26 protein-coding genes are annotated in these 24,870 nt (G+C 42.7%); 18 read left to right on the top strand and 8 right to left on the bottom strand.

Annotated features, from left to right (window positions below):
- The first annotated feature begins 41 nt into the window (after window positions 1-41).
- The 11 genes from gspG to F0227_RS12390 all read left to right on the top strand — a co-directional run bounded on the left by gspG (window position 42) and on the right by F0227_RS12390 (window position 9,276).
- A complete protein-coding gene (gene gspG, locus F0227_RS12440; protein ID WP_171753530.1) occupies window positions 42-479 on the top strand; it encodes a type II secretion system major pseudopilin GspG in 438 nt (145 codons plus the stop codon).
- 52 nt (window positions 480-531) lie between these two features.
- Window positions 532-1,116, top strand: a complete 585-nt coding sequence (gene gspH, locus F0227_RS12435) for a type II secretion system minor pseudopilin GspH (RefSeq protein WP_171753529.1) — start codon at window positions 532-534, stop codon at window positions 1,114-1,116.
- Entirely contained in the window at window positions 1,113-1,472 is a 360-nt protein-coding gene (gspI, locus tag F0227_RS12430; RefSeq protein WP_171753528.1) for a type II secretion system minor pseudopilin GspI, read from the top strand. Before gspH ends, gspI begins: the two co-directional genes overlap by 4 nt.
- Window positions 1,459-2,121 carry a type II secretion system minor pseudopilin GspJ gene (gene gspJ / locus F0227_RS12425; protein WP_171753527.1) on the top strand — a complete coding sequence of 221 codons (663 nt, stop codon included), beginning with the start codon at window positions 1,459-1,461 and terminating at the stop codon, window positions 2,119-2,121. The genes gspI and gspJ overlap by 14 nt, the downstream gene beginning before the upstream one ends.
- A 10-nt stretch (window positions 2,122-2,131) precedes the next feature.
- Window positions 2,132-3,115 (top strand): type II secretion system minor pseudopilin GspK, encoded by a 984-nt coding sequence (gene gspK, locus F0227_RS12420; protein WP_171753526.1) that lies wholly within the window; start codon window positions 2,132-2,134, stop codon window positions 3,113-3,115.
- On the top strand, window positions 3,108-4,328 hold the full coding sequence (gspL, locus tag F0227_RS12415) for a type II secretion system protein GspL (protein ID WP_171753525.1): 1,221 nt from the start codon (window positions 3,108-3,110) through the stop codon (window positions 4,326-4,328). The genes gspK and gspL overlap by 8 nt, the downstream gene beginning before the upstream one ends.
- Window positions 4,325-4,819 (top strand): type II secretion system protein M, encoded by a 495-nt coding sequence (locus tag F0227_RS12410; RefSeq protein ID WP_171753524.1) that lies wholly within the window; start codon window positions 4,325-4,327, stop codon window positions 4,817-4,819. The genes gspL and F0227_RS12410 overlap by 4 nt, the downstream gene beginning before the upstream one ends.
- A 1-nt stretch (window position 4,820) precedes the next feature.
- Complete coding sequence (locus F0227_RS12405; RefSeq protein WP_171753523.1) at window positions 4,821-5,579, top strand: type II secretion system protein N; 759 nt, start codon at window positions 4,821-4,823, stop codon at window positions 5,577-5,579.
- Window positions 5,580-5,674: 95 nt separating this feature from the next.
- Window positions 5,675-6,232 (top strand): ADP compounds hydrolase NudE, encoded by a 558-nt coding sequence (gene nudE / locus F0227_RS12400; RefSeq protein WP_171753522.1) that lies wholly within the window; start codon window positions 5,675-5,677, stop codon window positions 6,230-6,232.
- A 9-nt stretch (window positions 6,233-6,241) separates the two neighbouring features.
- Window positions 6,242-7,072, top strand: a complete 831-nt coding sequence (gene cysQ / locus F0227_RS12395; protein WP_171753521.1) for a 3'(2'),5'-bisphosphate nucleotidase CysQ — start codon at window positions 6,242-6,244, stop codon at window positions 7,070-7,072.
- Window positions 7,073-7,683: 611 nt separating this feature from the next.
- Window positions 7,684-9,276: a citrate lyase ligase gene (locus tag F0227_RS12390; protein WP_253822090.1), complete on the top strand. Its 1,593-nt coding sequence runs from the start codon at window positions 7,684-7,686 to the stop codon at window positions 9,274-9,276.
- 56 nt (window positions 9,277-9,332) lie between these two features.
- On the opposite strand, the gene nfuA is transcribed toward F0227_RS12390, so the two are convergent.
- A complete protein-coding gene (gene nfuA / locus F0227_RS12385; protein ID WP_171753520.1) occupies window positions 9,333-9,920 on the bottom strand; it encodes a Fe-S biogenesis protein NfuA in 588 nt (195 codons plus the stop codon).
- 86 nt (window positions 9,921-10,006) lie between these two features.
- On the bottom strand, window positions 10,007-10,714 hold the full coding sequence (locus tag F0227_RS12380; protein ID WP_171753519.1) for a phosphoribosyltransferase family protein: 708 nt from the start codon (window positions 10,712-10,714) through the stop codon (window positions 10,007-10,009).
- A gap of 83 nt (window positions 10,715-10,797) precedes the next feature.
- Here F0227_RS12380 and bioH point away from each other — a divergent pair, with 83 nt between their 5' ends.
- Both bioH and F0227_RS12370 read left to right on the top strand, forming a co-directional pair.
- Window positions 10,798-11,565, top strand: coding sequence for a pimeloyl-ACP methyl ester esterase BioH (gene bioH, locus F0227_RS12375; RefSeq protein ID WP_171753518.1), 768 nt, complete (start codon window positions 10,798-10,800; stop codon window positions 11,563-11,565).
- Between the two features lie 82 nt (window positions 11,566-11,647).
- Window positions 11,648-12,118 carry an ATP-dependent Lon protease gene (locus tag F0227_RS12370; protein ID WP_171753517.1) on the top strand — a complete coding sequence of 157 codons (471 nt, stop codon included), beginning with the start codon at window positions 11,648-11,650 and terminating at the stop codon, window positions 12,116-12,118.
- Window positions 12,119-12,218: 100 nt separating this feature from the next.
- Here F0227_RS12370 and F0227_RS12365 read toward each other — a convergent pair whose 3' ends face one another.
- On the bottom strand, window positions 12,219-14,564 hold the full coding sequence (locus tag F0227_RS12365; RefSeq protein WP_171753516.1) for a Tex family protein: 2,346 nt from the start codon (window positions 14,562-14,564) through the stop codon (window positions 12,219-12,221).
- A 237-nt stretch (window positions 14,565-14,801) separates the two neighbouring features.
- Between F0227_RS12365 and F0227_RS12360 the strand changes: the two genes are divergently transcribed.
- From F0227_RS12360 to F0227_RS12345, 4 genes are all read left to right on the top strand, one after another.
- A complete protein-coding gene (locus F0227_RS12360) occupies window positions 14,802-16,697 on the top strand; it encodes a RimK/LysX family protein (RefSeq protein ID WP_171753515.1) in 1,896 nt (631 codons plus the stop codon).
- Between the two features lie 26 nt (window positions 16,698-16,723).
- Window positions 16,724-17,305: a sigma-70 family RNA polymerase sigma factor gene (locus F0227_RS12355; RefSeq protein ID WP_216613407.1), complete on the top strand. Its 582-nt coding sequence runs from the start codon at window positions 16,724-16,726 to the stop codon at window positions 17,303-17,305.
- Window positions 17,306-17,371: 66 nt separating this feature from the next.
- Window positions 17,372-18,370, top strand: coding sequence for a permease (locus tag F0227_RS12350; protein ID WP_171753514.1), 999 nt, complete (start codon window positions 17,372-17,374; stop codon window positions 18,368-18,370).
- An 18-nt stretch (window positions 18,371-18,388) separates the two neighbouring features.
- A complete protein-coding gene (locus F0227_RS12345) occupies window positions 18,389-18,619 on the top strand; it encodes a thioredoxin family protein (protein ID WP_171753513.1) in 231 nt (76 codons plus the stop codon).
- A 54-nt stretch (window positions 18,620-18,673) separates the two neighbouring features.
- Here F0227_RS12345 and F0227_RS12340 read toward each other — a convergent pair whose 3' ends face one another.
- From F0227_RS12340 to gmk, 5 genes are all read right to left on the bottom strand, one after another.
- A complete protein-coding gene (locus F0227_RS12340; RefSeq protein ID WP_171753512.1) occupies window positions 18,674-20,092 on the bottom strand; it encodes a nucleobase:cation symporter-2 family protein in 1,419 nt (472 codons plus the stop codon).
- A 242-nt stretch (window positions 20,093-20,334) separates the two neighbouring features.
- Complete coding sequence (trmH, locus tag F0227_RS12335; RefSeq protein ID WP_171753511.1) at window positions 20,335-21,021, bottom strand: tRNA (guanosine(18)-2'-O)-methyltransferase TrmH; 687 nt, start codon at window positions 21,019-21,021, stop codon at window positions 20,335-20,337.
- Window positions 21,022-21,097: 76 nt separating this feature from the next.
- Window positions 21,098-23,218, bottom strand: a complete 2,121-nt coding sequence (gene spoT / locus F0227_RS12330; protein WP_171753510.1) for a bifunctional GTP diphosphokinase/guanosine-3',5'-bis pyrophosphate 3'-pyrophosphohydrolase — start codon at window positions 23,216-23,218, stop codon at window positions 21,098-21,100.
- Between the two features lie 42 nt (window positions 23,219-23,260).
- On the bottom strand, window positions 23,261-23,533 hold the full coding sequence (gene rpoZ / locus F0227_RS12325) for a DNA-directed RNA polymerase subunit omega (protein ID WP_171753509.1): 273 nt from the start codon (window positions 23,531-23,533) through the stop codon (window positions 23,261-23,263).
- Between the two features lie 60 nt (window positions 23,534-23,593).
- Window positions 23,594-24,217 carry a guanylate kinase gene (gmk, locus tag F0227_RS12320; RefSeq protein WP_171753508.1) on the bottom strand — a complete coding sequence of 208 codons (624 nt, stop codon included), beginning with the start codon at window positions 24,215-24,217 and terminating at the stop codon, window positions 23,594-23,596.
- A gap of 353 nt (window positions 24,218-24,570) precedes the next feature.
- Between gmk and F0227_RS12315 the strand changes: the two genes are divergently transcribed.
- Window positions 24,571-24,801, top strand: a complete 231-nt coding sequence (locus tag F0227_RS12315; RefSeq protein WP_171753507.1) for a hypothetical protein — start codon at window positions 24,571-24,573, stop codon at window positions 24,799-24,801.
- Window positions 24,802-24,870: the final 69 nt, after the last annotated feature.

Raw genomic sequence — 24,870 nt, 5'->3', positions numbered from 1 at the left:
CATAAACAAACAATTACAGCATTAATTTAGTTGGAGAGAAAATGAAAAGAAAACAGACAGGCTTCACCTTGCTTGAAGTTATGGTGGTTGTGGTTATTTTGGGTGTATTGGCCAGTTTTGTTGTTCCTAACCTACTTGGAAATAAAGAGAAAGCGGATCAACAGAAAGCCATTTCGGATATCTCTGCACTGGAGCAAGCTCTTGATATGTATAAACTGGATAACAGTGTTTACCCGTCGACAGATCAAGGGTTAGAGGCATTGGTGAACAAACCTAGTGGCACACCAGAGCCAAGAAACTACCGCAACAATGGCTATATCAAGCGTCTACCGAATGACCCTTGGGGACGTGAGTACCAATACCTTAGCCCGGGTGATAACGGAACCATTGATATTTTCTCACTTGGTGCTGATGGCGAAGAGGGTGGTGAAGAAGCCAATGCTGATATTGGTAACTGGAACTTACAAGATTTTCGCTAATGCGCACTGATTCTTCATCCGCTTATCTTCTTTCGCTTAGACAGCTAACATTATGATAAGAAAAAGTGCCGGTTTTACACTTATAGAGATCATGCTAGTGATGGTATTGATCTCGCTAAGTGCAGTGGCGGTGGTGATGACTTTGCCAGATAACCAGCAAGATACTGCTAAGTTACAAGCTCAGCGCTTTTTTTATAAGTTACAACTGCTTAATGAAGACGCCATACTAAATGGTCGGGATTATGGTGTCCGGTTTGATAATAGTGGTGATAACTACCGTTTTGTAACGTTAACAGAAAAGGGCTGGCAACCTTTAGAGAATAAAACCTATAAAGAGACCACCTTTGAACAGGGGCTTAGCGTAGATTTTCAATTAGGCAGTGATGCTTGGGCTAACAATGACACTCTATTTAATCAGGAGTCGCTATTTGATGAAGAGATGTTTGCTGAGTTAGATGAGAAAACTCAATCATTACCACCGCAAGTCTTTGTGCTATCCAGCGGTGAGGTGACCCCGTTTTCTGTGACAATCTCTGCAGAATCTCAGCCAGAATCACTCTGGACCATAGAAGCAAAAGAGAATGGAGAGATTATCCTTGTTACGCCAATGGAATACGCCAAAAGGGCGGGGCAATGACAAAGAAAATCAGAGGGATGACATTGCTGGAAGTGCTGGTGGCTTTAGCTATTTTTGCCACCGCGGCCATCAGCGTAATTCGTGCTACCACACAACACAGTAACACCCTCTCGTACTTAGAAGAGAAAACATTTGCTTCTATGGTGGTAGACAATGTGATGGCAAAAGTAATATTGGCTGAGTCGCTTACCGCGGAGCGGAGCGGCAAGAGTAACATGGCTGGACGAGAGTGGTACTGGACAGTGAAGCCTGTCGCCACAGCAACGGATTTTATTAAAGCTTTTGATGTCACTGTTTCTACTGATCAAGAGCAAAAAAGTACCATCGTTACGGTAAGAAGCTATGTCGATAAATAGCAGAAGCCTGAGAAGAAACCGCCAGTGTGGTTTTACTCTTATTGAGGTCTTGGTAGCGATTGCCATATTTGCTGGATTAAGTCTTTCTGCCTATCAAGTACTAGACCAAGTGCAGCGCAGTAACGCTCAATCGATAGAGAAAACCGATCGATTAAAAGCACTGCAACGAGCCATGGTGATCATTGATAACGATTTTCGCCAAATAGCATTAAGACAATTCCGCACCAATGGCGAAGTGGCCAGCGATATGCTGATTGAGTGGGGCAGTGGTTTGCTCTCTTCTGATGAGAATGGCGTTCTATTTGTTCGTTTAGGTTGGTTAAATCCGCAAAGTCGTTTTCCTCGAGGGGAAGTATCAAAAGTCGGTTATCGGATCATCGCGGATACATTGCAAAGGGTATGGTGGCGTTACCCCGATACTCCTGTAGGGCAAGAGGGGATCACCACTCCATTATTGGATAGAGTCACCTCGCTGAAAATGCGTTTCTATTCAGAAGGTGAATGGAAAGAAGAGTGGTCAGAAAAACTCGCACTGCCTAAAGCCGTGGCCTTTACCTTAGAGCTTGAGGATTATGGAACCATTGAGCGGATTTACTTAACCGCCGGTTCATCGTTAAATACCAAAAGTGGTGATGACGAGAATGGTTAATGGTCAGCGAATGAAAAAGCAACAAGGTGCTGCACTGATTGTGGTGATGATGATTTTGGCGATGATGATCTCAATTGCGGCCACCATGTCTGAGCGTCTGTTTGTGAATTTTAAACGAGCAGAAAATCGGCTGGACCACCAGCAAGCATATTGGTATAGCATTGGTGTAGAAGCGTTAGCTAAGTATGGTATTGCAGAGAGTTATAGCGATGGTGATACCATAAATTTAAGTCAGCCTTGGGCACTGGAAGAGCAGGTTTACCCATTGGATTATGGTGATGCGAAAGGAAGCATTCGAGATATGCAATCCTGCTTTAACATTAACGTGTTTTCTGCTTTGCCACAGGAGACAGCAACAGACACTAAGCCTTATTTGGTTAACTTGTTTCAATTGATATTAGATGAACTGGATGTGGACAGTTACCAAGCAGAAGTTATTGCAGAGTCCGCGTGGGAATTTCTGGATCAAGACACGGTTGCTCGCTCTAGTTTGGGAGCCGAAGATGGTAGCTATGAGTCATTAAGTCCACCCTATTTAACGGCCAATGGTATTTTAGCGGATAATACGGAGCTTCGTGCTATACAGCAGATGGATCAGAAGATAATGGACGCTATCGGTTCTATTGTTTGCGCCATTCCAAGTAGTGACTGGCGACTTAATGTCAATACCGTATCTGAAGAGGGTGGAGTTCTATTAGCGGCTCTATTTTCTCCTGCATTAAGTGTCGCTAACGCGAAAGCGCTGATTGATAATCGTCCTTTTGATGGTTGGGCGACGGTGAACGACTTTTTGTTAGAGTCGGATATTGCCACGATTGATGCAACCATCAAAGATAAAGCAAAAGGGTATCTCACTGTAGATAGTCACTATTTTGAGCTTGATGCTCAGGTCATCGTTAATGAATCTAGAGTCAGGATAAGAAGCCTGCTTTATTCTAAAGATAGAAAAGATGTCGAAGTTGTTCGTCGGCGCTTTGGAGGAATCAGTGAGTGAATTTCTGACCGTACGGTTAAGTAGAGAAAATGACGCAACCCTTTCGTGGTTGGTTTGGTCTACTAGTCAAAATGATGTAATTGCCAGTGGCGAGCTGGGTAACAAAGCTCAGCTTAGTGAGCTATTGCCTTATGCCGAGAATCGCACAACAGTGCTATTACTCGATAGCCGTGATGTCATCGTTACCGAGGTCGACATCCCCTCTGGTGCATCTCGCCAGTTCGAAAATATGCTGCCCTATTTACTGGAAGAGAATATTGCTCAAGATGTTGAGGAGTTGCATTTTACGATTCTTAATCGCACTTCAAGCCATGCTTATGTTGCAGGAGTAGATAAAGAGTATTTAACGACTTGTCTCAGTGATTTCAAACAAGCAGGCCTTACGGTTAAAAAGGTGATTCCTGATCTGTTTGCTATGCCACTATTACCCGACGGCGTTAGTGCTTTGCAAATGGGTAACACTTGGCTGTTTAGACAAAATCAGTTTTCTGGAGTTGCGGTTGAGCAACAGTGGCTCACTCATTTTCTACATTCTCTACAGAGCCAAGGTGAAGATAAGCCAGTCACGGTGACCTCATACACCCCTTATGAGCATGATGTTACCCGAGTTAGTCACGTACATTGGAAAGCAGCAGAACCAGAGTTGGTGATGGCCCTGTTAAGCCAGGGAGCCATATTCTCTTCAATTAATTTGCTTACGGGTACATTTAAGTCGCAGTCGTCCCTATTTAAGCAGCTAAAAGTGTGGCGAAAAGCGGTGATTGCAGCAGGACTTTTTGTTGCTGTCATTGTCGCGCAGAACGTTATTCAGCTACAGCAATTTGAATCTCAGGCAAGCGCCTATCGAGCTGAAAGTGAACGGGTATTTAGAACGGTTTTTCCTGACAAAAGAAAAATCCCAACTATCAGTTATTTAAAGCGACAGATGAATGATGAAGTGGCTCGACTTTCTGGCGGAACGACAGGTGATTCCGTGCTGGATTGGTTATCGTCACTGCCAAGCGCATTAGAAAAATATCCATCGGTTGAGATAGAAAATATTCGTTATGACGCTAAACGTGGAGAAGTTCGCTTGCAAACTGTGATGAAGGATTTCCAGACTTTTGAACAGGTTCGTATAAATCTGGCTAAGACGTTCACGGTTGTACAAGGTCCGTTGAGTAAAAAACAGGACAAGGTGTCAGGCAGTTTTGTATTAAGGAATAAGCAATGAAAGGGCAATTAAGTTCTATTCGCTTGTGGTGGAGCACCATCTCTGTCAGAGAGCAAAGATTACTAGTGAGCGCGATCATTTTTATTGTAGCGGCGGCCATATACTGGGGAATCGCTCAACCTACTATTGCGAGAGCTGAAAAAGCGCAATTAAAGTTAACCAGTGAACAGCAGCTCCTGCAGTGGGTGACAAATAAAGCCGATACTATCGTAGAGCTGCGCCAAAGTTCTGGAGCGCCTAGCTCAACGAAAGCCATTAATCAGGTGATTTCGGAATCCGTGAAGCGCTACAACATTGAACTTATTCGTATGCAGCCAAGGGACGAAATGCTGCAGATTTGGATTAAACCTGTGCCTTTCAATCAATTTATTACTTGGGTTCAATATTTAAAAGAGCAGCAAGGTATTGCCGTTGAGTTTATGGATATTTCTGCCGCTGACAAACAAGGCATGATCGATGTAAAGCGTTTGCAGCTAAAGCGAGGCGGGTAGAGTGAAACGAATAATTTTGTATATCTTCCTTTTTACAGGGCTTTTCTCTTTGAGTGTAGTTGTGCATACACCAGTGTCGTTTGTGTTGCCTTACGCAAATTTACCTATGGATGTTAGCGGGGCAAGCGGCACGCTATGGCAGGGAAATATACAACAGCTGAATTGGCGAGGACAAAATTTAGGCAAGGTGAGTTGGCAATTTTCACCAAGTCAGTTATTTAAAGGCAAAGTGGAATATGCGTTACGTTTTGGTTATGGGAGTGATTTAGGGTTTAACGGCAAAGGCATTGTTGGTTTCGATTTTTCGGGTTTATACGCTAACAATGTTGTGGCATCCATTGCGGCAAAAAGCATTCAAGATAAAGTCAACTATCCTTTGCCTATTGATGCAAATGGGCAAGTGGAACTGGCCATTCAACAATACCGCTATGAGCAGCCTTGGTGTCAAGCCGCTCAAGGAACACTAGTGTGGAATAACAGCGAAGTAAATAGCCCGTTAGGCAACTTAAACCTTGGCACTATCATTGCAGACCTCTCTTGTGCGAACAGTGTGCTTTCAGCTGAATCAAATCATGAAAATGGCCAGCTCGCTGCTGCGTTTACTGCTGAGCTAAGCCGCGATATGCAGGTTAAGCTTGATGCATGGTTTAAACCGAATAGCGACTTTCCTGCGGGAATGCGTTCACAGTTAAAATGGCTGGGTAATCCAGATGCACAAGGACGTTATCCGTTCGTTTATTCCGGAGTTGTGCGGTATTAGCGAATACTAATGGCAACGAATCTATTTACATAGTAAGTAAGAGCGCTAGTATGTAATTAATGATCGCCAGACTAATTCAAGGGAAGGGAAGAGAGATGGCAAAAAAAATAATGCCGAAAATTTTATCGGTTGAGATGGTCGCGAAATCGAAACTGTTTTCTATTGAGTCTCTCGATTTAGAGTTTTCAAATGGTGTAAAGCGTACATACGAGAGAATGAAGCGCAGTGGCAGGCAAGCCGTGATGATGGTTCCTCTTACTGAAGAGGGGGACTTGCTGCTGGTTCGTGAATATGCTGCGGGAACCGAAGAGTACGAACTGGGCTTTCCTAAAGGATTAGTTGATCTGGGGGAAACTCCTCAGCAGGCAGCTAACAGAGAGTTGAAAGAAGAGATTGGATTTGGCGCAAGAGAGTTGACGCCGTTAAAACAGGTGATATTGGCTCCTTCATACTTCTCGGCAAAAATGACGTTATTTTTGGTCGAAGATCTCTATTTGGAGTCACTGGAAGGGGATGAGCCTGAACCATTAGAAGTTGTTCGCTGGCCGTTAAGTCAGGCAGAAGATCTTCTTTCTCATTTGGATTTTAGTGAAGCGAGAAGCATTGCGGCACTTATGTTGGCTCAGCGACACATTGCCAATAGAGAAATATAGGGATAGTTAATGTCGACGTTACGAAAAGATCTTTCTCACCTTTTACCATCTGTTATCGATATTGCTCGTTCAGCCGGGCAACTGATCTTAGATATCTATCAGAACAATCAGTATGAATCCTTTATTAAGAGTGATGAAACTCCGGTGACGAGTGCAGATTTGGCTGCTCATAAGCTTATTTCTGAAAAATTAAGCGAATTAACGCCTGATATTCCGGTACTTTCTGAAGAAGCGGCCGATATTGCATTGGAAAAGCGCGCCCAATGGGATCGTTACTGGTTAGTTGATCCACTTGATGGAACCCAAGAGTTTATTGCCCGAAGTGGCGATTTTGCCACTATCATTGCTTTAGTGGAAAACAATCGGCCTGTAATGGGGGTTGTTTATGCGCCGGTATCTGGAGTCTCTTACTATGCCTATGAAGGTAAAGGGGCTTGGAAGATTCCCAATATGAGCGAGAGTATCCGTATAAAAACGCTGATACATGAAGAGCAGAGCAGTACGTTATCTATTGCTATAAGTCGCCGACAGAATATCAATAATATTACCAATAAGATGTCTCCAGCGTGGAACTATGAGCTGATTCCGTTAGGCTCTGCAGCATTAAAGGCCTGTTTAGTCGCAGAAGGTGCTGTGGACTGTTATTTGCGTTTAGGGCCAACAGGAGAGTGGGATACGGCTGCGACACAGTGCATTGTTCAAGAAGCGGGTGGTCGAATATTAAGTACCCAATTAGAAGCCTTATCTTATAACGAAAGAGAAACCTTGGAGAACCCAAACTTTATTGTGTTGGGGGACGAAAACCTACCATGGGCAACGATTTTAAAGGAAAAAGTATGATTGAGGCACAAATCTAGGTATCCCCTCCTCTAAAATAGCTATTTTTGCCAAGCCAGTGATATAAATTGCTGGCTTTTTAAATGTAGTTGTCTTTCCTTTCTATCTGATATTTCTTCATATTATTGCCCTCCTCACCTTAGAGAACGAGATTGGCTCGTTTTGATGAGCTGATCAAAGTTTGTTAACCGCAATATCTAGAGCAGATTTAGATTAAATTTGGAACACGACAGATAGTTTTCCAGTTTCGTTTACTAGAAAACTATTTTCTATCAAGTGCTTATGATAGCCTTCGCGTTTTCTGTTAGTGCTATATTCGTAGCGATTAACTCTATATTCACCCCTTACCAAGTATCATGTTTGAGAGTATTTTGATATTAAGTTTTAAGGCATCATTTATGTATTTTAGACGCTTATTTTTAACAGCTAGGTTGACTAAATACCTTTTATTAAGAGAATTTTGCTCGCGAAAGCGTAAGTTCATTTTGAACACTAAGTTGGTCAAACTTTATATAAGATCGGGTGCTTATAACAAAGCTATAAAGTATGCAGAAGAACTTTTTTATGATGGTGAGAGGCAGGATTACTATTTTGTCCTGCTAAATCTGTACATCATGAACAACAAATATGAAGAAATGGAACAGTTAGAAAAAGAACATAACTTTTCTTTTCAAGAAGGGACGACAAATCTAATTCGTCTTATCGATGATCTCAATGATAACTTGTATGATGTTGATAAAATAAGCTTTATTAAAGATTACATTGTTAGTAAGGGAGGTGTTCCGTCATTTATTCAAGTGACAGGAAAGGGAAAACTGCTTAGAGGAAAATCTGCTCAGGAAAAAGATCTTATCGCAAATAGCTATCTATACATAGCAAACAGAAATGATTGGAGTAAGACAAACAATCCACCCAGTTATATTAAGCAGTTATATACCGAAAAATATGATAACAAATTTAATGAGCTGTTTAGTTATACCCCTCCAGTGATCAGAGCAACAAAGGTTCAACTTTCAGATTTTGAAAATACACTAGTATCCGTTCGCAATGGGTTACGTACCACGGTAAATCAACCTGAGACAGTGGATAGAAAAGTGATATTTTTTGGGTCATCAACGACTTTCTCTATTGGTATGAGTGACGAAGATACCTTGGTTAGTCAGGTGCAAAAGCAAGTCAATCGGGCGCATGACGGCATTAAGTTAGAGAATCATGGCGTGTTAGGTATGAACTTACTGCTGGCAATGAACAACCTAGTACAAACTGATATCAATCCAAATGATATCGTGGTGTTTTTCGACTTTGATGAGTTTAATAATATAAATGACGACTGTATTACTCGTATAGACTTAAATGATGTCAGTCGTGGCTCTGACTTTTTTATTGATTTGACCAAACACCAGTGTCATTTTTCACCTAAAGGTAATCAGGTTATTGGCAAAATTATTTCCGATAATATTTTGTTGCCATTGATTGATCGCCATCGCGTATCGATTCCAAATTCTATTGAACCAGATGACAAAGTCTTGGATGTGTTAGAGAAATTTAAGTATTTTCTATATAAACAAACGGCACAAGCGCTTGAGTCGTGCGATATGAATAGTTATCTTGAAATGCTCGATAGTTACACTCCGGAACCCGAGCAAAAGGTTGGTAGTGTGGCTGTAAACTGCAATCCTATTACGATTGGCCACATGCACCTTATTGAGCACGCTTCTAAGCAGGTCGATAAGTTATTTATCTTTGTTATAGAAGAGGATAAATCGTTTTTTAAATTTGAAGACAGGTTAAAGTTAGTTTCTGAAAGCACCGCTCATATGGATAATGTGACCGTGCTAAGAGGGGGGAAGTTCATCTGTACAGAGCTTACTTATCCCGATTATTTTGCTAAAGAGAATTCAGAGGCAAAAGCCGATGCCTCAGTAGAAGCTTGGTTCTTTTGTGAGTACATCGCTAAGAAGTTGAATATAGATATCATCTTTTTGGGTGACGAACCAAAATGTGAAATTACCCGACAGTACAACGAGAAGATGCAAGAATTACTGCCGAAGTACAACATAGATGTTGAGATTATAGATAGGGTTTCAACCGATGGTGAAGTAATTAGTGCTTCAAGCGTACGTAAGTACCTTGAATACAAAAACTTTGAGCAAATTAGAAAAATAGTCCCTGAGCCTACTTACCTTTTTTTGAAAGAGAACTATTAGTTAGATAAAAGCCACCGATTCAGGTGGCTTTAGCTAAAGATCTGTGTGGGATTGACTTAGTAGTAAGAGTGCTCGCCGCGATCGTGCTCTGTGGAGTCACGAACCGCTGTTAGTTCACCTTCAAACTGTTGAATAAGCTCTTTTTCAATGCCTTCTTTTAGTGTGACATCAACCATTGAACAGCCGTTGCAGCCTCCACCAAATTGAACCAGTGCGACACCATCTTCGGTTATCTCTATTAAACTGACATGACCACCGTGGCCGGCTAGTTGAGGGTTCACTTGAGTTTGAATTGCGTATTCAACGCGCTCCATTAAAGATGCATCATCGGAGACTTTACGCATTTTGGCGTTCGGAGCTTTCAAGGTAAGCTGAGAGCCCATTTTATCGGTTACGAAATCAATCTCAGCCTCTTCTAAAAAAGGCATGCTAAGTTCGTCAACAAACGCAGAGAAACCGCTAAATGGCATCTCGGTATCGGCAGCTTCTACCGCTTCTGGTGGGCAGTAAGATACGCCACACTCTGCATTGGGTGTTCCTGGGTTTACCACAAATACACGGATGTTGGTGCCTTCCGGTTGCTGTTCAAGCAGCTTGGCGAAATGAGATTGAGCATTTTCAGTTATAGATACAATATTTGACACGACTAATACCTGACTTATTTGGTAGGTTATTTCAGTTTATTCTACTCTGCTACTACCAGGATGCCAATAAAATTTCATTTTTCTGTTTATGATGGCTCTGGTGTTCGGCATAGAGAGTAAATATCAATTTTTTTAACGCCAACATCAAGCAGTAAATCGCATAAATGTCGTACCGTGCTACCTGTTGTAACGACATCATCAACAATCGCAATATGCTGATAAGGTGGTTGCTCTTGCAATCGAAATGCATTGTTTAAGTTTCTTTTCCTCTGCTGTTTGTTTAGCCCTTGTTGATATGGCGTGGCCCGGATTCTTTTAAACAGTTGCTTATTCAGAATTGACGGCGTAGAGAAGTGTTGGCAAAGGTAATGTGCAATAACGTCACTTTGGTTAAATCCACGTTTAAGGTATCGTCGCCAATGAAGAGGAACAGAGGTGATAAGAGGTGCTGGTGTATCAATATGTTGAGAAAGTAAGTAACTTAGATCATAGGCGTATTGGAACATACCTGCATATTTTAATTGATACACATAATAAGAGAGTGGGTACCTATAGTCTCCGATACAGTACAGCCTGTTCCATGGTGGAGGTTGCGTTAAACAGCGGCCACACTGGCTCACTGGTGTGGGGGTTAATAAACCGCATTGCTGGCATCTTGGATTCGTTTGAAAATAGCGTAAGCAGTGGTTACACCAAATAGTTTCACCAAGTGGCGGAGAGATGGTGAGACCACATAGATGACAATTGGATGTAAAATGGTGATGTAATGTACGTCGTATCAATGGAAAAGCCATAGCGATTGACACCTTATCGGCTGGTATTGAATGAAATTAGCATTGCAGTGCATAACAAATGTATGAAAGAAGTAGGAGATGTAATGAAGTCGGAACTATATTGGCAGCGGGAAGGAAGTGGTGATGACCTGGTTTTGGTGCATGGCTGGGGAATGAATGGTGCAGTTTGGCAGCAGACCGTTGATGCCCTTTCTCATCATTTTACCGTGCACGTTGTTGATCTGCCCGGCTATGGCCACAGCTCCGATGTTGGCGCTGAAGACTTAGATGAGATTGTTCGCTTGGTTCTACAAGCCGCGCCGGAAAAGGCGATATGGGTTGGTTGGTCGTTAGGAGGGCTTATTGCTACTCAGGTTGCCTTACAGCACGCAGAAAGAGTCTCTAAGTTAATTACTGTAGCCAGTTCACCTAAATTTGCTGCAGAGCGTCCATGGAGAGGAATCAAACCGGAAGTTCTGGATGCCTTTACCGAACAGTTGATGGTGGACTTTAAAACGACTATTGAGCGATTTATGGCGCTTCAAGCGATGGGAAGCCCAACAGCAAGGCAAGACGTTAAAACGTTAAAGAGAGCCGTTCTCTCTCGAACATTACCTTCAGAAAATAGTTTGAAACTCGGCTTAGCACTGCTCGCAGAGATCGACTTGAGAGGCGATTTAGCAAAACTGACCATGCCGCTGCTGCGTTTGTATGGACGGCTTGATGGGCTTGTTCCGGTAAAAGTCGCAGATGATTTGCTAAAAACCATTCCATATTCAACACATTACGTATTTTCTGACTCTTCTCATGCGCCTTTCATGACGGAATTAGATCTGTTTTGTGACAAATTAATTCAATTTAGTGGTAAATAATTGAACAAATTGGCCGATAAGTAACCTAACCAAGCAGGATATAGTTGATATTCGGACTGGTTGATGTAGAAGGAGGTTTGTCATGATTGTGTCGCCGACCAATGTGAACGTGCCACTGATTGCCCCTTCGGTCAATGTTCAAACTGAACAAGCGGCAAGAGATAATAAGGTTCGTGAACCTGTTACGCCGCCAGTAGAACTGGCTAAAACCAATGCAGAAAGACGGGTGAAGGCCGAAGACAAACGCCGGAAACGACCTGCTTGGGAGCCATCTGACCACCCTGACTATGAGTTGGATAATGAGGCTAATACGTCTTCTGCTCGCAGTGAAGAGCCAAAAGACACACTAAGTCGCTTATTTGAGTTAATTGCGTTACAAACTTATTCTGAAAAACAGGGAATGGGTTATACCATTCGCTTTCGGTTACCGAAAAGTTTAGTTGAAGCGGCAATTGTTCAGGGAAAAATGGAGCGTCGACGTACAGTGATTAAGTATCACTATGGTCATGCCGTCGCACCAAATACGCCTTCTGAGGTGATTGCGGTGCTCTAGATACTCTTTGAGTATCTAGAATACGAGCTAGCGGGAGGTCTGGACTTGGAAAAATGCTGTCTCCAAAATCCAGTAACCTCGCTACCTCGAGTTCCGCTTATTATTTGTTTCGTTTGTTATTTGCAAAAGCTGCTGCGAATGCGCCACCCATTGCGCTATTTGCTGGCGGCTCTTTGCGTGTGTTTTGTTGCTGACGCGGCGAAGCGTTGTTTCCTTTTGCGTTACGGTTATTACTTGAACGCGGCGTATCGGTTGTTCGAGAATGACTTGCAGAGCTATCATTTAAGCGCATAGTGAGAGCAATACGTTTACGTTGAACATCTATCTCTGTCACTTTTACGGTGACAATATCTCCCGCTTTTACAACTTCACGAGGATCGGCAACATATCGATCTGTCAGAGCAGAGATATGGACTAAACCATCCTGATGAACACCAATATCGACAAATGCCCCAAAATTAGCCACATTGGACACCACCCCTTCTAAAATCATACCTGCTTCCAAGTCTGATATTTTATTGACTCCTGCAGCAAAGGTAGCGGTTTTAAACTCTGGTCTGGGATCTCGACCCGGCTTATCAAGCTCCTTAATGATATCGGTTACGGTAGGGATGCCAAACAAGTCACTGGTGTAATCGCTAGCGTTTAATGCAGTAAGGAAAGCACTATCGGCCAATAGACTTTGGATGTTTTTATGATTTTTGTCCGCAATGGCTTTTACCACAGGATAAGCTTCAGGGTGAACCGATGAAGCATCTAATGGGTTCTTACCATTCATAATACGTAAAAAACCAGCGCTTTGTTCAAACGCTTTTGGTCCAAGGCGAGCGACCTTTTTTAGAGTCGTTCTGCTTTCAAAACGACCATGTTCATCGCGAAAGTTAACAATATTCTGTGCAATGGTATTGGATAAGCCAGCCACACGGGTAAGCAAAGCGGCAGAGGCCGTGTTTACATCAACGCCAACAGCGTTTACACAATCTTCTACAACGGCATCAAGGCGCTTTGCTAGCATAGCTTGGCTAACGTCATGCTGATATTGACCTACACCAATAGATTTAGGGTCAATCTTAACCAGCTCTGCCAGTGGATCTTGTAGACGTCTGGCTATGGAAACTGCACCTCTAAGCGATACATCCATATTGGGAAATTCATTTGCAGCCAGTTCGGAAGCAGAGTAAACCGATGCCCCTGCTTCGCTAACGATAATTTTTTGTACGCTTAGATTTGCCTGCTTTAAAGCATCGGCAACAAAGCTGTCTGTTTCACGAGATGCTGTGCCATTACCAATAGCAATAAGATCGACGTGGTGTTTTTTGATTAACTGCTGAAGAGTATGAGCAGACTTATCTATCTGATTTTGTGGCGGATTAGGATAAATAGTCTCTGTTGCTAACACTTTACCTGTGCTGTCAACAACAGCCATTTTGGAGCCGGTTCTTAATCCTGGATCCAAGCCTAATGTTGCTCTAGGTCCTGCTGGTGCTGCCATTAACAGATCTTTAAGGTTGCTGGCGAAAACATCAATGGCGCCAATTTCTGCTCGCTCTTTCATGGCACCGATAAGCTCGGTTTCCATGTGGGTAGAGATTTTGATACGCCATGCCCAGCTAATCGCTTGTTTACGCCATTTGTCCGCAGGAGCATCACTTAAATGTATACCGTAATGTTTGCCTATAATTTCTTCGCAATAGGAGCCTTTGGTCGACTCTAACTGATTAGGGTCGGCTTGCATGGAGAGTTGCAAATAACCCTCATTACGTCCTCTTAACATGGCTAATGCTCGGTGAGAAGGTACGCGAGTGATCTTTTCGTTGTGTTCAAAGTAATCTTTAAACTTTTCCCCTTGCTGCTGCTTACCCTCTATTACACGAGATTGTAACTCAGCATGGCTAGACAAATAGCGACGCAGTTTTTCAATGAGATTCGCATCTTCTGCAATGCGCTCCATGACGATTGCGCGGGCACCGTCTAAGGCTGCTTTGCTGTCGGTTATCTTCATTTCCGGATTTAGGTATTTTTGTGCTTCTATTTCCGGTTGAGTATTTGCCTGTTGCCATAGCGTGTCGGCTAAAGGCAGTAAGCCCGCTTCAATGGCGATTTGCCCCTTGGTACGGCGCTTGGGTTTGTAAGGTAAATAGAGATCTTCTAAACGAGTTTTACTGTCTGCTTGAGCGATTTCTCTTTCTAGTTCGGCGGTAAGTTTGCCTTGCTCAGTAATGGATTTAATAATGGCGTGACGACGTTCATCCATTTCTCTTAAATATGTGAGTCGGCTGTCAAGCGTGCGCAGTTGAGTATCGTCCAAACCTCCGGTGACTTCTTTTCGGTATCTCGCAATAAAGGGGATAGTACTCCCTTCGTCGATCAGATTTATGGTGGCGTTGACTTGCTCTGGTCGAACATTCAACTCTTTTGCTATTTGTAAGCTGATCCCTTGACTCATGGGTACTTCTCTTTAGTAATGTTGGCTATAACCGTATATGACTCTATAAATGGGGGCAAATAATAAAATATCCAGAGCAAAAACTTACCAAAACTTCACAATTCTATCTGTTGTTATTTTGTATATCGTCTAAAATCAGTAATGAAATAAATAAAAGATATCAATAAATTACGACATTTTGTAAAACTGACAAATAGAGATTTAGATTCTTGTTTTGTATTGGGCTGGGAATATTCAATGAAAAAAGTTGTTAGAGCGTTAACACTGCTGGTGGCTGTATTTTCTATGGTAGTGACATTTACTTCAAATTTAGCGATTGCTAAAGATGCGAAATATACCACTCAATACCCCGCCTATACATTAGATGGGAAGACCGTTTTGGGGCGTCTTGAGCATATCTACTTTACTGGATCTGGTAAATACAGTGATATTCCTTTTGTCGGGAAAATTGATACTGGCGCAGACACCACCTCAATGCATGCCGATGATATTTTGATCTATAGCTTAAATCCAACCTATAAGGCGCTCACCAATCGAGAGTTACTCAAGAAGGTTATTGTAGATTTTGGCGGTGTTGAGAGTGATTGGTGGCGAAAAGCATTTAATGACGCCGAACATGAAAACCTACAAGTCAGGGTTAGCTTTACTATTCGGAATCCATTATCTGGCGAAGTGCTGGAGTTTGACCGGCCTCTATACCGCATTAGTGTTGTACGGAGTCGTACTAGTAAAGAGCCGTTGTATCGTCCAGTGATTGACCTGAAGATGAAAATTGCCGATGTTGATATTCATACTGAAGCGAGCTTGACGGATCGATCCAAATTTACAGCGCCTATTCTTATTGGTAAATCATTTTTGAAACAACATGCATGGGTGTTTGCCGGTTATGATTTTTTACAGGAACAACCCAAAGCGCAATTGGTTGGTCGTCAAGAAACACTGATGGTGGGAGACCTGGCGATGGAAACCAGTTTCTCATTAACCAGTCGTCATTCCGTTATGCACGCTACCAATATCAACGTAGATAAACAAAACAATATGGTGAGCTTTACCACTGAAGATGCGCAAGGCAAATCGGAGTCTTTGACCTTACCGCTTATTGATACTTTGACCTTTGGCAAAACGGAAAGACCAGAGGTTTATATTGCCGTGAAAGGGAAAAATGGTTTTGAGACGCATTTATTGGTTTACCTAAAAGATCGTTCAAAAAACAGTACTCAATTACGAATTGGGACCGACGTATTAAGTAAGAATTTTGTTTTAAGTGCCAATGAGAAACATTTGCTGGATAAGCCGGCTGAAATGTTTTCTGACCGAATGAAACAAAAGCGACCACTGGTGATCTCTCCAGAAGAGGAGTTGCTCATTGATGGTGTAGAGGTTAAATCTGAGATTGATTTAAACGTGCAGACGCCACTACTTACCTTGCCTAGTTTTGAGTTATCTGGTGCCAATAAAGGGCAGCAGGTGACGTATTATTTGCAAGATCGCCATGGCGAGTTGAAAAAGCAAGTAAAAGCTGTCGAGCGAAAAATTAAAGTGGGTAATTCAGTTCGACCTATTGTTGAGATGCGTATCGAAGCAAATGGTCAGTACAAAGACTATCAAGTTGCCTTGGATAGCTTAGAAAATGAGGGAGATCAGCAAGTAACTTTCCATATCGGGCGGGGTATGGGGAAAAATGGCCTTCTAATCAATACCCGCACCGATTTATTGCTTGAGTCGCATCAATTGATTAAGGCGGGCTATATTGAAAATGCAACGGTAGAAGGGATGACTTTTCCTGTTAAGTTAGATACCGGGGCAGATATGAGCTCAATCCATGCGCAAGACATTACTTTGTATGAACAAGACGGCAAAAAAATGGTGGACTTTACATACCGAAACTCTCAAGGGCAAAAACAAACATTTACTCGAGACATAGTTCGAATGATGACAATTAAGGCAAAGTCAGGAGAGAAAGCGAATCATCGGCCTGTAGTGAAAATGGATGTGCAAGTGGGAGACATTAGAGAGACAGTTAATGTTAATTTACAAGATCGTTCTCGATTCGAATACAGCATGATATTGGGTGAGAACTTTCTGCGTCATGGAGTGGTTGTCAGTAGCGACAGCACTTTTTTACTTGAATAGCTTTTAACCACAACAATGGATCTATTATGGCGGTAACAAATCATCACAGTGACGGTGATGCATTACCTTGTGCTATGCGAGCTTGGAATGCGAATGAAAAAACATTGGCACTTTGGTTGTATAAACAGACTCAGGATAAACAGCGAGCCCATGATATTTTGCAAGAGGTGTTCATTCGGGTTATGGGGCAAGGTTCTGCATTTTGTGATGTGGAGAATAGTAAGGCGTGGATGTTTCGAGTTGCTCATAACTTGATTATTGATCTCTCCAGAGAGCCTTCTTTTCAGTTGTTAGCTGATGATATTGAAGAGAGTGAAACATCGCTAGATGCCGTTGATTTGCTTGCCATTAGTTGTCTGCCTAGAGTGTTGTCTGAGCTCGAACAGCCCGATAGAGAAATTATTACCGCTTGTGATTTGCAAGGAATGAATCAACAAGATTTTGCCATACAACACGGTTTAAGCCTGCCAGCTACAAAATCAAGAATTCGCCGAGCAAGGGAGAAGCTTCGTCATCAACTGAGTGTTTCCTGCAAGGTTAAGTTTGATGAGAATCATCAAGTGTGCTGTTTTACCCGCCGAGAAAATGGCGAAGAGAAAGAAAATTAAAAAAAGAGTGAATCCTTTTTAATCTTTGTCCGTCTTTAGGGTAAAGATGAATTAACTAGGATTATTATGTTTCAACTCTTTACTGATTTCGCCTCTTGGCTGGTGTTTGATACTTTGCAACTTTCCCCGCAGAGTAAACTGGGTGATGCTCTGCATTTCTTTGTTGAAGATACCGCCAAAATTTTTGTTTTATTGCTGGTTATGATTTATGTCATCGCTATGATTCGAGCATCATTAGATGTTGAACGTGTGCGAGATTATTTAGCCGATAAACCGCGTTTTTTAGGTTATGGTTTAGGGGCTACCTTTGGTTCAATTACTCCATTTTGCTCCTGTTCCAGTATCCCTGTTTTTCTCGGTTTTACCTCTGCAGGAATTCCCCTTGGCATCACCATGGCCTTTTTAATTACTTCTCCCCTTATCAATGAGGTCGCGGTGCTTTTGTTGGTGAGCTTGCTTGGTTGGAAGTTTACTCTTATGTACATTTTGGTAGGCCTTACAATTGGAATTGTGAGTGGCTTTTTTCTTGATGCTATAAAAGCTGAACGCTGGTTGCATTCGTTCGCCGCAGAGGCACTACAACGTGGTATTGAGCAGCGTCATCAACCTTCTATGAATCGAGATAATGTGCCTTCTTTATCACTCAAGCAACGTCATACATTTGCCAAACAAGAGACACAAGAGATCGTAGCGAGAGTATGGAAATGGGTTTTTATCGGTGTTGGTTTAGGAGCGGCTCTACATGGCTTTGTTCCTGATGGCTGGATAGAAACACATTTGGGAGATGGACAGTGGTGGTCGGTTCCTGCTGCGGTGCTGCTTGGTATCCCTTTGTACTCAAATGCTACTGGCGTCATTCCTGTGATGGAAAGCTTGATTGTCAATGGTCTGCCCATTGGAACAACCTTGGCTTTTTGTATGAGTACCGTAGCGGCAAGTTTTCCTGAGTTTATTTTATTGAAGCAAGTGATGATGTGGAAGTTATTACTGGTGCTGTTTTTGGTGCTGCTATCTGCATTTACCCTAATGGGGTGGCTATTTAATTATGTATTTATATTTGGTTAATTTTTTAGGAGATAAAAGATGAAAGTAGTAAAAGTACTCGGCTCGGGCTGTAAAAACTGTCAAGTGACAGCGGCATTGATCGAAAAAGTGGCGATAGAACAGGGAGTGGAGATTGAACTGATTAAAGTGACAGATTTACAACAGATCATGGCCTATAGCGTGATGAAAACTCCTGCGGTGGTGATTGATGAACATGTTGTTCATAAAGGCAGTGTACCGGATGAAAAAGAGGTGGCTAGCTGGTTGTAACGAGAGATGATCGTCAGGCACTGCCTGACGATCATCAACATAAAAGCAACAGAACTAAGAGGCTGACTCACTCGCTTCTTTGAGTGGGCTTGTTTCTTCCGTTGTTGTATGTTGCTTGTTATCTGTTAGTGGAAGAAGAATGTTCAGTACAATCGCCGTGATGCCGCCAGCTGAGATACCTGATGAGAAAATGCTTTTTATGAATTCAGGCATAAATTGCAGTATCTCTGGCTTTTGAGCAATTCCTAATCCCATGGAAAAAGAAAGCGCCATAATTAATATCGCTCTTCTGTCTAATTCTTCTCGTGAGATAATTCGAATGCCAGCCGCAGCGATAGTACCAAACATCACAATGGTTGCTCCGCCTAGTACAGGCTCAGGTATAAGCTGAACAAAGCTCGCAACACCAGGAAATAGACCCAGCAGCACTAACATGCCCGCAATAAAGTAACCTACATAACGACTCGCCACACCGGTAAGTAAAATAACGCCGTTGTTTTGACTAAATGTGGAATTTGGAAAGCTATTAAATAGTGCTGCAATGGCGGAGTTTACGCCATCTGCCAACACGCCCCCTTTGATACGTTTTAGATAAACGGGTCCTTTAACGGGTTCGCCAGAGACTTCTGAGGTGGCGGTGATGTCACCGATGGCCTCAATGGCGGTGATAAGAAACACCAAGACCAACGGGATAAAGAGAGACCAGTCAAAACTAAGACCAAACTGCATAGGCATTGGTACAGCAAACAGTGCTGTTTCTGCCATTGATGAGGTGTCAACCATACCCATTAAGTAGGCAACGATATAACCAACGGTCATTGCAATGACGATAGAGGCCACTCGTATATAGGGATTTGAAGAGCGATTCAAAATAATAATTAGGCTGAGAACGATACCGGCTAAAGCGAGTTTATCTAAACTGCCAAATGTTCCATCACCCAGTGCTGAGTAACCTCCTCCCATAGAAACAAGCCCCACTTGAATCAGGGTTAGACCAATGAGGGTAACGACAATACCTGACACCAATGGTGAAATAATGCGGCGAGCGTATTCTAATACACGAGAAAGAAGCATTTCTGCCGTCGAGGCAAACAGAATGGTGCCAAAGATAGCCGCCATCATTGTTGGTATATCTGCACCACCTTGTTTCAACGCTAATCCAGCACCAATGATTGGGCCGAGAAAGTTAAAACTGGTGCCTTGGATAGAGAGAAGACCAGAGCCGATAGGGCCAATGGTGCGAATTTGAATAAATGAAGATATGCCAGAAGCAAACAGAGACATGCTAATGATGGTGTTGGTCTGCTCGGCAGAGACGCCAAGAGCTTGGCATATGATCAGTGATGGTGTTATCACTGCAACAAACATAGCAAGTAGGTGCTGCATTGCAGCAAAAATAGTATGTGGTAGTGGTGGTCTATCATTCAGTTGGTAGACCAGTTCTGACTTACGCGAAGCGCTTTGAGTCGTCATTTTCGTTTCCTAATTTTCAGTTTCTTCGTTATCGCTGAATGGGATAACTCAGTTGAGCTCGATACAGTTTCTGTGATTGCTGTTAATCAGAATCGGCTCGGGTTTGTGGTGTTATTCGATAATCATTTTGCTAGTTGTATCGAATTGGGCGGGATTATATCGATTTGAATATAAAAAGCAAACGTTTGCTTTTGTGGGTGACAATTTGAAAACAGATGATCTTAAAATGGTACGGTTTGGAATTAGCGTGTCTGCATCTCAGCCCACCACTCTTCATCGGCGACGATCTGTCCTGCATCATCCAGAGGTGGGTAAGGGAGTTTTTTTCGTTTTGCAACTTTTGCCAATACAGGGTGACCACGTTCAAAGAGAGTGGTGTGGATAACATGCTCGCTTAGTGCGGATACATCTCGATCGTACATACCTGCTAGCTGACGTTGGCGCTGTGCTTCAAACAGTATAAGTGCGCTGGCAACCGAGACATTGAGAGATTGAACCATGCCTACCATAGGAATAATGATATCTTGATCTGCCAACGATAAAGCGTGAGAGGAAATACCGTGTTTCTCTCCGCCTAGGATAATGGCGGTTGGTTTGGTGTAGTCGATTTCGCGAAAATCCACCGCGTTGTCAGACAAGTTAGTTGCCAATATCTGCATCTCTTGCTGCTTTAATTGGGTAACGGCACTGTCTATATTGCTGTGTGTTTCTACTTCTACCCAATTTCTCGCGCCGGCAGATGTGTGGCTTAATGTGCGCATTTGCTCATTTGGCCAAACAGCATGAATTTTATGTACCCCTGCGGCGTCCGCAGTACGAATAACCGCGGAGACATTGTTTGGCTTGTGAACCTCTTCTAAGCACAAAGTTAAATCTGGTTGTCTCGCTTTTAGTACGGTTTGAATTCGTTGATAGCGTTCTGGGTTCATAATACTTTTTCGATTTTAAAAAGAAGAAGCCGATATTATCGTATCGACTTCTTAATTGGGTAATTGAGTTTCTTGCTTACTGTCGTCTGCGGCGTACTTTTAACGCATGAGGCATCACACGTATTTTCTTCATGATACTGGCCAAATGAATACGATCTTTCGCGGTTAACGCCAAAGTAATCGTGTACAAACGTCCATCTTTTTCTTCTGTAGAAATACCGTGAATGTTTGAGCCTGTACGTGATACCACGTTAGTTAACTCAGCAAGCGCTCCTTGATGGTTTTGCATATCAATTTGTAGCTCAGAGATAAACTCTTGTTCGTGCTCTTCTGCCCACTCTACACTCATGTATTTATCTGGTTCTTTTTGATAACCACGAATATTTGGACAGGTTTCTCTATGAACCACAAGGCCGCGTCCCGGAGAAACGTGAGCGATAATATGATCGCCCGGAATCGGGTGACAACATTTCGCATAGGTCAGTAAGATCCCATCCGCGCCTTTAATAGAGAGCTTTTTATTCGAGCTAGAAGGCAGTGAGCTGGTTTCAGTAAGTTCATCGGTATCACCCAGTAAACGACGAGCAATCACGATACTCATTAGTTCACCTAGCCCAATCGCTGCTAAGAGATCGTCCACAGAAGCAATCTTAAGCTCGGTTAAGACATTTTCAATGTTTTCTGGATAGATGCTATCAATAGAGTGACGACCCAATGCATGGTTAAGTAAGCGGCGCCCTAATGCGACGGACTCTTCACGTCGCATGGTTTTTAAAACCTGACGAATCTTAGTTCGAGCACGGGATGTTACGACGTAGTTTAACCATGCGGCGTTAGGTCTGGCGCCGGGAGCACTGATGATTTCAATGGTTTGTCCATTTTTCAGTGCTTTACTTAACGGATAAGGCTGGCGATCTACTCGGGTACCAACGCAGGTGTTGCCTACATCGGTGTGGACAGCGTAAGCAAAGTCTACCGCTGTTGCACCCGCAGGCAGCTCAACAATGCGTCCTTTTGGTGTGAAGACAAAAATTTCATCAGGGAACAGATCGGATTTAACGTTCTCGATAAACTCAAACGAAGTTCCGGCACTTTGCTGTAACTCAAGCAGGCTTTGCATCCAGCGCTGAGCTTTCACTTGTGCTGTGGTGCCTTTTGTGTCGCTGCCCGCTTTGTAAGACCAGTGTGCCGCTACCCCTTTGTCCGCCATTTGGTCCATATCTTCAGTACGAATTTGTACTTCAACAGGAACGCCGTGGGGACCAACCATGGACGTATGAAGAGATTGATAGCCGTTCGCTTTAGGAACGGCAATATAGTCTTTCATTCTGCCCGGACGAGGTTTGTATAAGTTATGAGCTTGCCCTAATACGCGATAACAGGTATCTGGACTATCAACAATGACACGAAACGCGTAGATATCCATAATCGTGTGGAATCGCTGCTCTTTGGTTCGCATCTTATTGTAAATAGAAAAAAGGTTTTTCTCGCGTCCAATGACTCGAGCCGCGAGTCCAACTTCTTCAAGTCGACCTTCTATCTCTGAGTGGATGCGCTGTATCATCTCTTTACGATTTCCGCGTGCAGAGCGAACAACCTCTTTGAGAACCCGATAGCGATTGGGGTAGAGAGCTTCAAATCCTAACTCTTCTAGCTCGGTCTTGATATTGTGAATACCTAAACGGTGAGCGAGTGGGGCATAGATCTCTAATGTTTCACGGGCAATACGACGGCGTTTGTCTGGACGCAATGCACCGAGGGTACGCATATTATGTGTACGATCCGATAACTTAATGAGAATAACGCGGATGTCTTGCACCATGGCAAGAACCATTTTGCGGAAGTTTTCTGCTTGTGCTTCTTTTCGATCGCGAAATTTAAGCTTATCCAGCTTGGATACACCATCAACAAGCTCGGCAACGGTTACACCAAATTGCTCTGCAAGTTCTTCTTTGGATGTTTCCGTATCTTCTATCACGTCGTGTAATAATGCGGCCATAAGCGTCTCATGGTCTAATCGCATTTCCGCTAATATGCGGGCAACAGCAACGGGGTGGATGATATACGGTTCACCACTTGAACGGGTTTGCCCTTCATGGGCGTCTTTTGCTACCACATAAGATTGACGCAGAGCCTCAAGTTGAGGCTCTGTTAGGTATTCTTGGGCAACATCTTTGAGGCTATCGAATAGATACAAATTGTAGTCTCGGAAGCTGACTTGATGTTAGTTAGCGAGTGATTAACGGCTGTGAGCGATGCTGCTTACTGCGGCTAATTCTGCTGCTTCTTGTTCTTGCTGCTCTTGACGCTCACGTGCATCGAGAACTTCTTTAGTGATTAAACCTTCTTCGATTTCGCGAAGGGCGATAACCGTTGGTTTATCATTCTCTTCAGGCACCAATGAATCTTTGCCGCCAGTTTGCATTTGACGAGCGCGGCGAGCCGCAATAAGAACTAGGTCGAAACGGTTGCCAACTTTTTCAACTGCATCTTGAACAGTTACGCGTGCCATGAGGACTCCAAATTAGTTAATTAATATTTACAATGACGAGAAATTATACAGTCTAAAGGCTTATTCTGCCAATAGCGCTGTAAGCATACCACTATATTTAATGGCTTGTTTATCTTGCTTTAAGCGTTCTGCACGAATAATAGCTTTAAAATCCATTAAAGAAACATCAAAATCGTCGTTTATGATTAAGTAATCATATTCGTCGAAATGAGACATTTCAGATTTTGCTTCGCTCATGCGTTTTGCGACAACAGCGTCACTATCTTGACCACGAGTGGTTAAGCGGCGCTCCAGTTCTCCATTGGATGGTGGAATAATGAAGACACTTTTTGCTAGTGGCATCTGTTGACGAATTTGACGGGCACCTTGCCAGTCAATATCCAAAAATACATCTATACCTTTATTTAGCGTCTCTTCTATCCATATGCGAGAAGTGCCGTAGTAATTACCAAATACTTCCGCGTACTCTAGAAACTGCTCTTGTTCGATCAGCTCTTCAAATTGCTCTTTTTGAATAAAATGGTAATGGACACCATCTTCTTCTCCAGGACGCATCCCTCTAGTGGTGTGGGAGACAGATACTTTCATTGCGTAGGTTGGGTTAGTTTCCAGTAACGCATTGATTAAGCTTGATTTACCTGCTCCGCTTGGTGCAGATACGATATATAGAGTACCTTGTGCCATCTTTTATGATTCCACTTTATATTGAAGAGTTGTAACGCTGAATACTGACATTACTGAATAAGCTATTTCTTTCAGTATGACGTAAAGATTCAGTATGACTTAAAGATAGTATCGACAGTGGTTGAAATAAAACCAAAGACCGAAAAAATGGAGGCGAAGGATAGCACGATATAAGGATCATTCTCAACTAATGCGGGATCTTTGCTTTGATGAGTGGTTGATTCATTCAATTCTACGTCAATTATGGGAGAGCAGGTTATAGCTAACGTTAGCTATGGGCTACAAATTTTTTTGGACAGCTTGCTATTGATGGATCATTATTTGGCTGTTCCATTATGAGGATAGGATTGGCGATGAATGAAGATTTGGGGTTTAAATTTAACCGAGTTAAAGGTGAAGTGACTATTTATCATCATGGTAAGAGAGCCACCGTTTTGCGAGGGGCTAAAGCGAAAGAAGTGGAACAAGAGCTGAATGACTGTGATTTTAATGGTCAGCAACAGCTGATGGCCAGATTAACCGGAAACTACAAACGTGGTAATGAAAAGTTAGCCAAGAACCATCTAAGAAATAAGTCTTGGTAAGGCGTTGTTATTTAAAGCTCTGAAGTGAACAGTTGATTAGAAACGTAATGAATATATAAAAAGCCCTTA

It is taken from the genome of Vibrio sp. 99-8-1 (genome assembly GCF_013114595.1).
Classification (GTDB): Bacteria; Pseudomonadota; Gammaproteobacteria; order Enterobacterales; family Vibrionaceae; genus Vibrio.
The sequence above is the reverse complement of the archived record's forward strand: the minus strand, read 5'-3'. Positions and strand labels throughout refer to the sequence as shown.

What these genes read in the sequence shown, in the direction of transcription:
- gspG (WP_171753530.1), top strand. Translation starts at nt 42, where the DNA reads ATGAAAAGAAAACAGACAGGCTTCACCTTGCTTGAAGTTATGGTGGTT.
- F0227_RS12315 (WP_171753507.1), top strand. Translation starts at nt 24,571, where the DNA reads ATGAATGAAGATTTGGGGTTTAAATTTAACCGAGTTAAAGGTGAAGTG.
- nudE (WP_171753522.1), top strand. Translation starts at nt 5,675, where the DNA reads ATGGCAAAAAAAATAATGCCGAAAATTTTATCGGTTGAGATGGTCGCG.
- trmH (WP_171753511.1), bottom strand. Translation starts at nt 21,021, where the DNA reads ATGAACCCAGAACGCTATCAACGAATTCAAACCGTACTAAAAGCGAGA.
- rpoZ (WP_171753509.1), bottom strand. Translation starts at nt 23,533, where the DNA reads ATGGCACGCGTAACTGTTCAAGATGCAGTTGAAAAAGTTGGCAACCGT.
- F0227_RS12370 (WP_171753517.1), top strand. Translation starts at nt 11,648, where the DNA reads ATGATTGTGTCGCCGACCAATGTGAACGTGCCACTGATTGCCCCTTCG.
- gspH (WP_171753529.1), top strand. Translation starts at nt 532, where the DNA reads ATGATAAGAAAAAGTGCCGGTTTTACACTTATAGAGATCATGCTAGTG.
- F0227_RS12365 (WP_171753516.1), bottom strand. Translation starts at nt 14,564, where the DNA reads ATGAGTCAAGGGATCAGCTTACAAATAGCAAAAGAGTTGAATGTTCGA.
- gspK (WP_171753526.1), top strand. Translation starts at nt 2,132, where the DNA reads ATGAAAAAGCAACAAGGTGCTGCACTGATTGTGGTGATGATGATTTTG.
- F0227_RS12340 (WP_171753512.1), bottom strand. Translation starts at nt 20,092, where the DNA reads ATGACGACTCAAAGCGCTTCGCGTAAGTCAGAACTGGTCTACCAACTG.
- gspJ (WP_171753527.1), top strand. Translation starts at nt 1,459, where the DNA reads ATGTCGATAAATAGCAGAAGCCTGAGAAGAAACCGCCAGTGTGGTTTT.
- gmk (WP_171753508.1), bottom strand. Translation starts at nt 24,217, where the DNA reads ATGGCACAAGGTACTCTATATATCGTATCTGCACCAAGCGGAGCAGGT.
- F0227_RS12380 (WP_171753519.1), bottom strand. Translation starts at nt 10,714, where the DNA reads ATGGCTTTTCCATTGATACGACGTACATTACATCACCATTTTACATCC.
- F0227_RS12360 (WP_171753515.1), top strand. Translation starts at nt 14,802, where the DNA reads ATGAAAAAAGTTGTTAGAGCGTTAACACTGCTGGTGGCTGTATTTTCT.
- F0227_RS12410 (WP_171753524.1), top strand. Translation starts at nt 4,325, where the DNA reads ATGAAAGGGCAATTAAGTTCTATTCGCTTGTGGTGGAGCACCATCTCT.
- gspI (WP_171753528.1), top strand. Translation starts at nt 1,113, where the DNA reads ATGACAAAGAAAATCAGAGGGATGACATTGCTGGAAGTGCTGGTGGCT.
- bioH (WP_171753518.1), top strand. Translation starts at nt 10,798, where the DNA reads ATGAAGTCGGAACTATATTGGCAGCGGGAAGGAAGTGGTGATGACCTG.
- F0227_RS12390 (WP_253822090.1), top strand. Translation starts at nt 7,684, where the DNA reads ATGAACAACAAATATGAAGAAATGGAACAGTTAGAAAAAGAACATAAC.
- F0227_RS12355 (WP_216613407.1), top strand. Translation starts at nt 16,724, where the DNA reads ATGGCGGTAACAAATCATCACAGTGACGGTGATGCATTACCTTGTGCT.
- F0227_RS12345 (WP_171753513.1), top strand. Translation starts at nt 18,389, where the DNA reads ATGAAAGTAGTAAAAGTACTCGGCTCGGGCTGTAAAAACTGTCAAGTG.
- cysQ (WP_171753521.1), top strand. Translation starts at nt 6,242, where the DNA reads ATGTCGACGTTACGAAAAGATCTTTCTCACCTTTTACCATCTGTTATC.
- F0227_RS12350 (WP_171753514.1), top strand. Translation starts at nt 17,372, where the DNA reads ATGTTTCAACTCTTTACTGATTTCGCCTCTTGGCTGGTGTTTGATACT.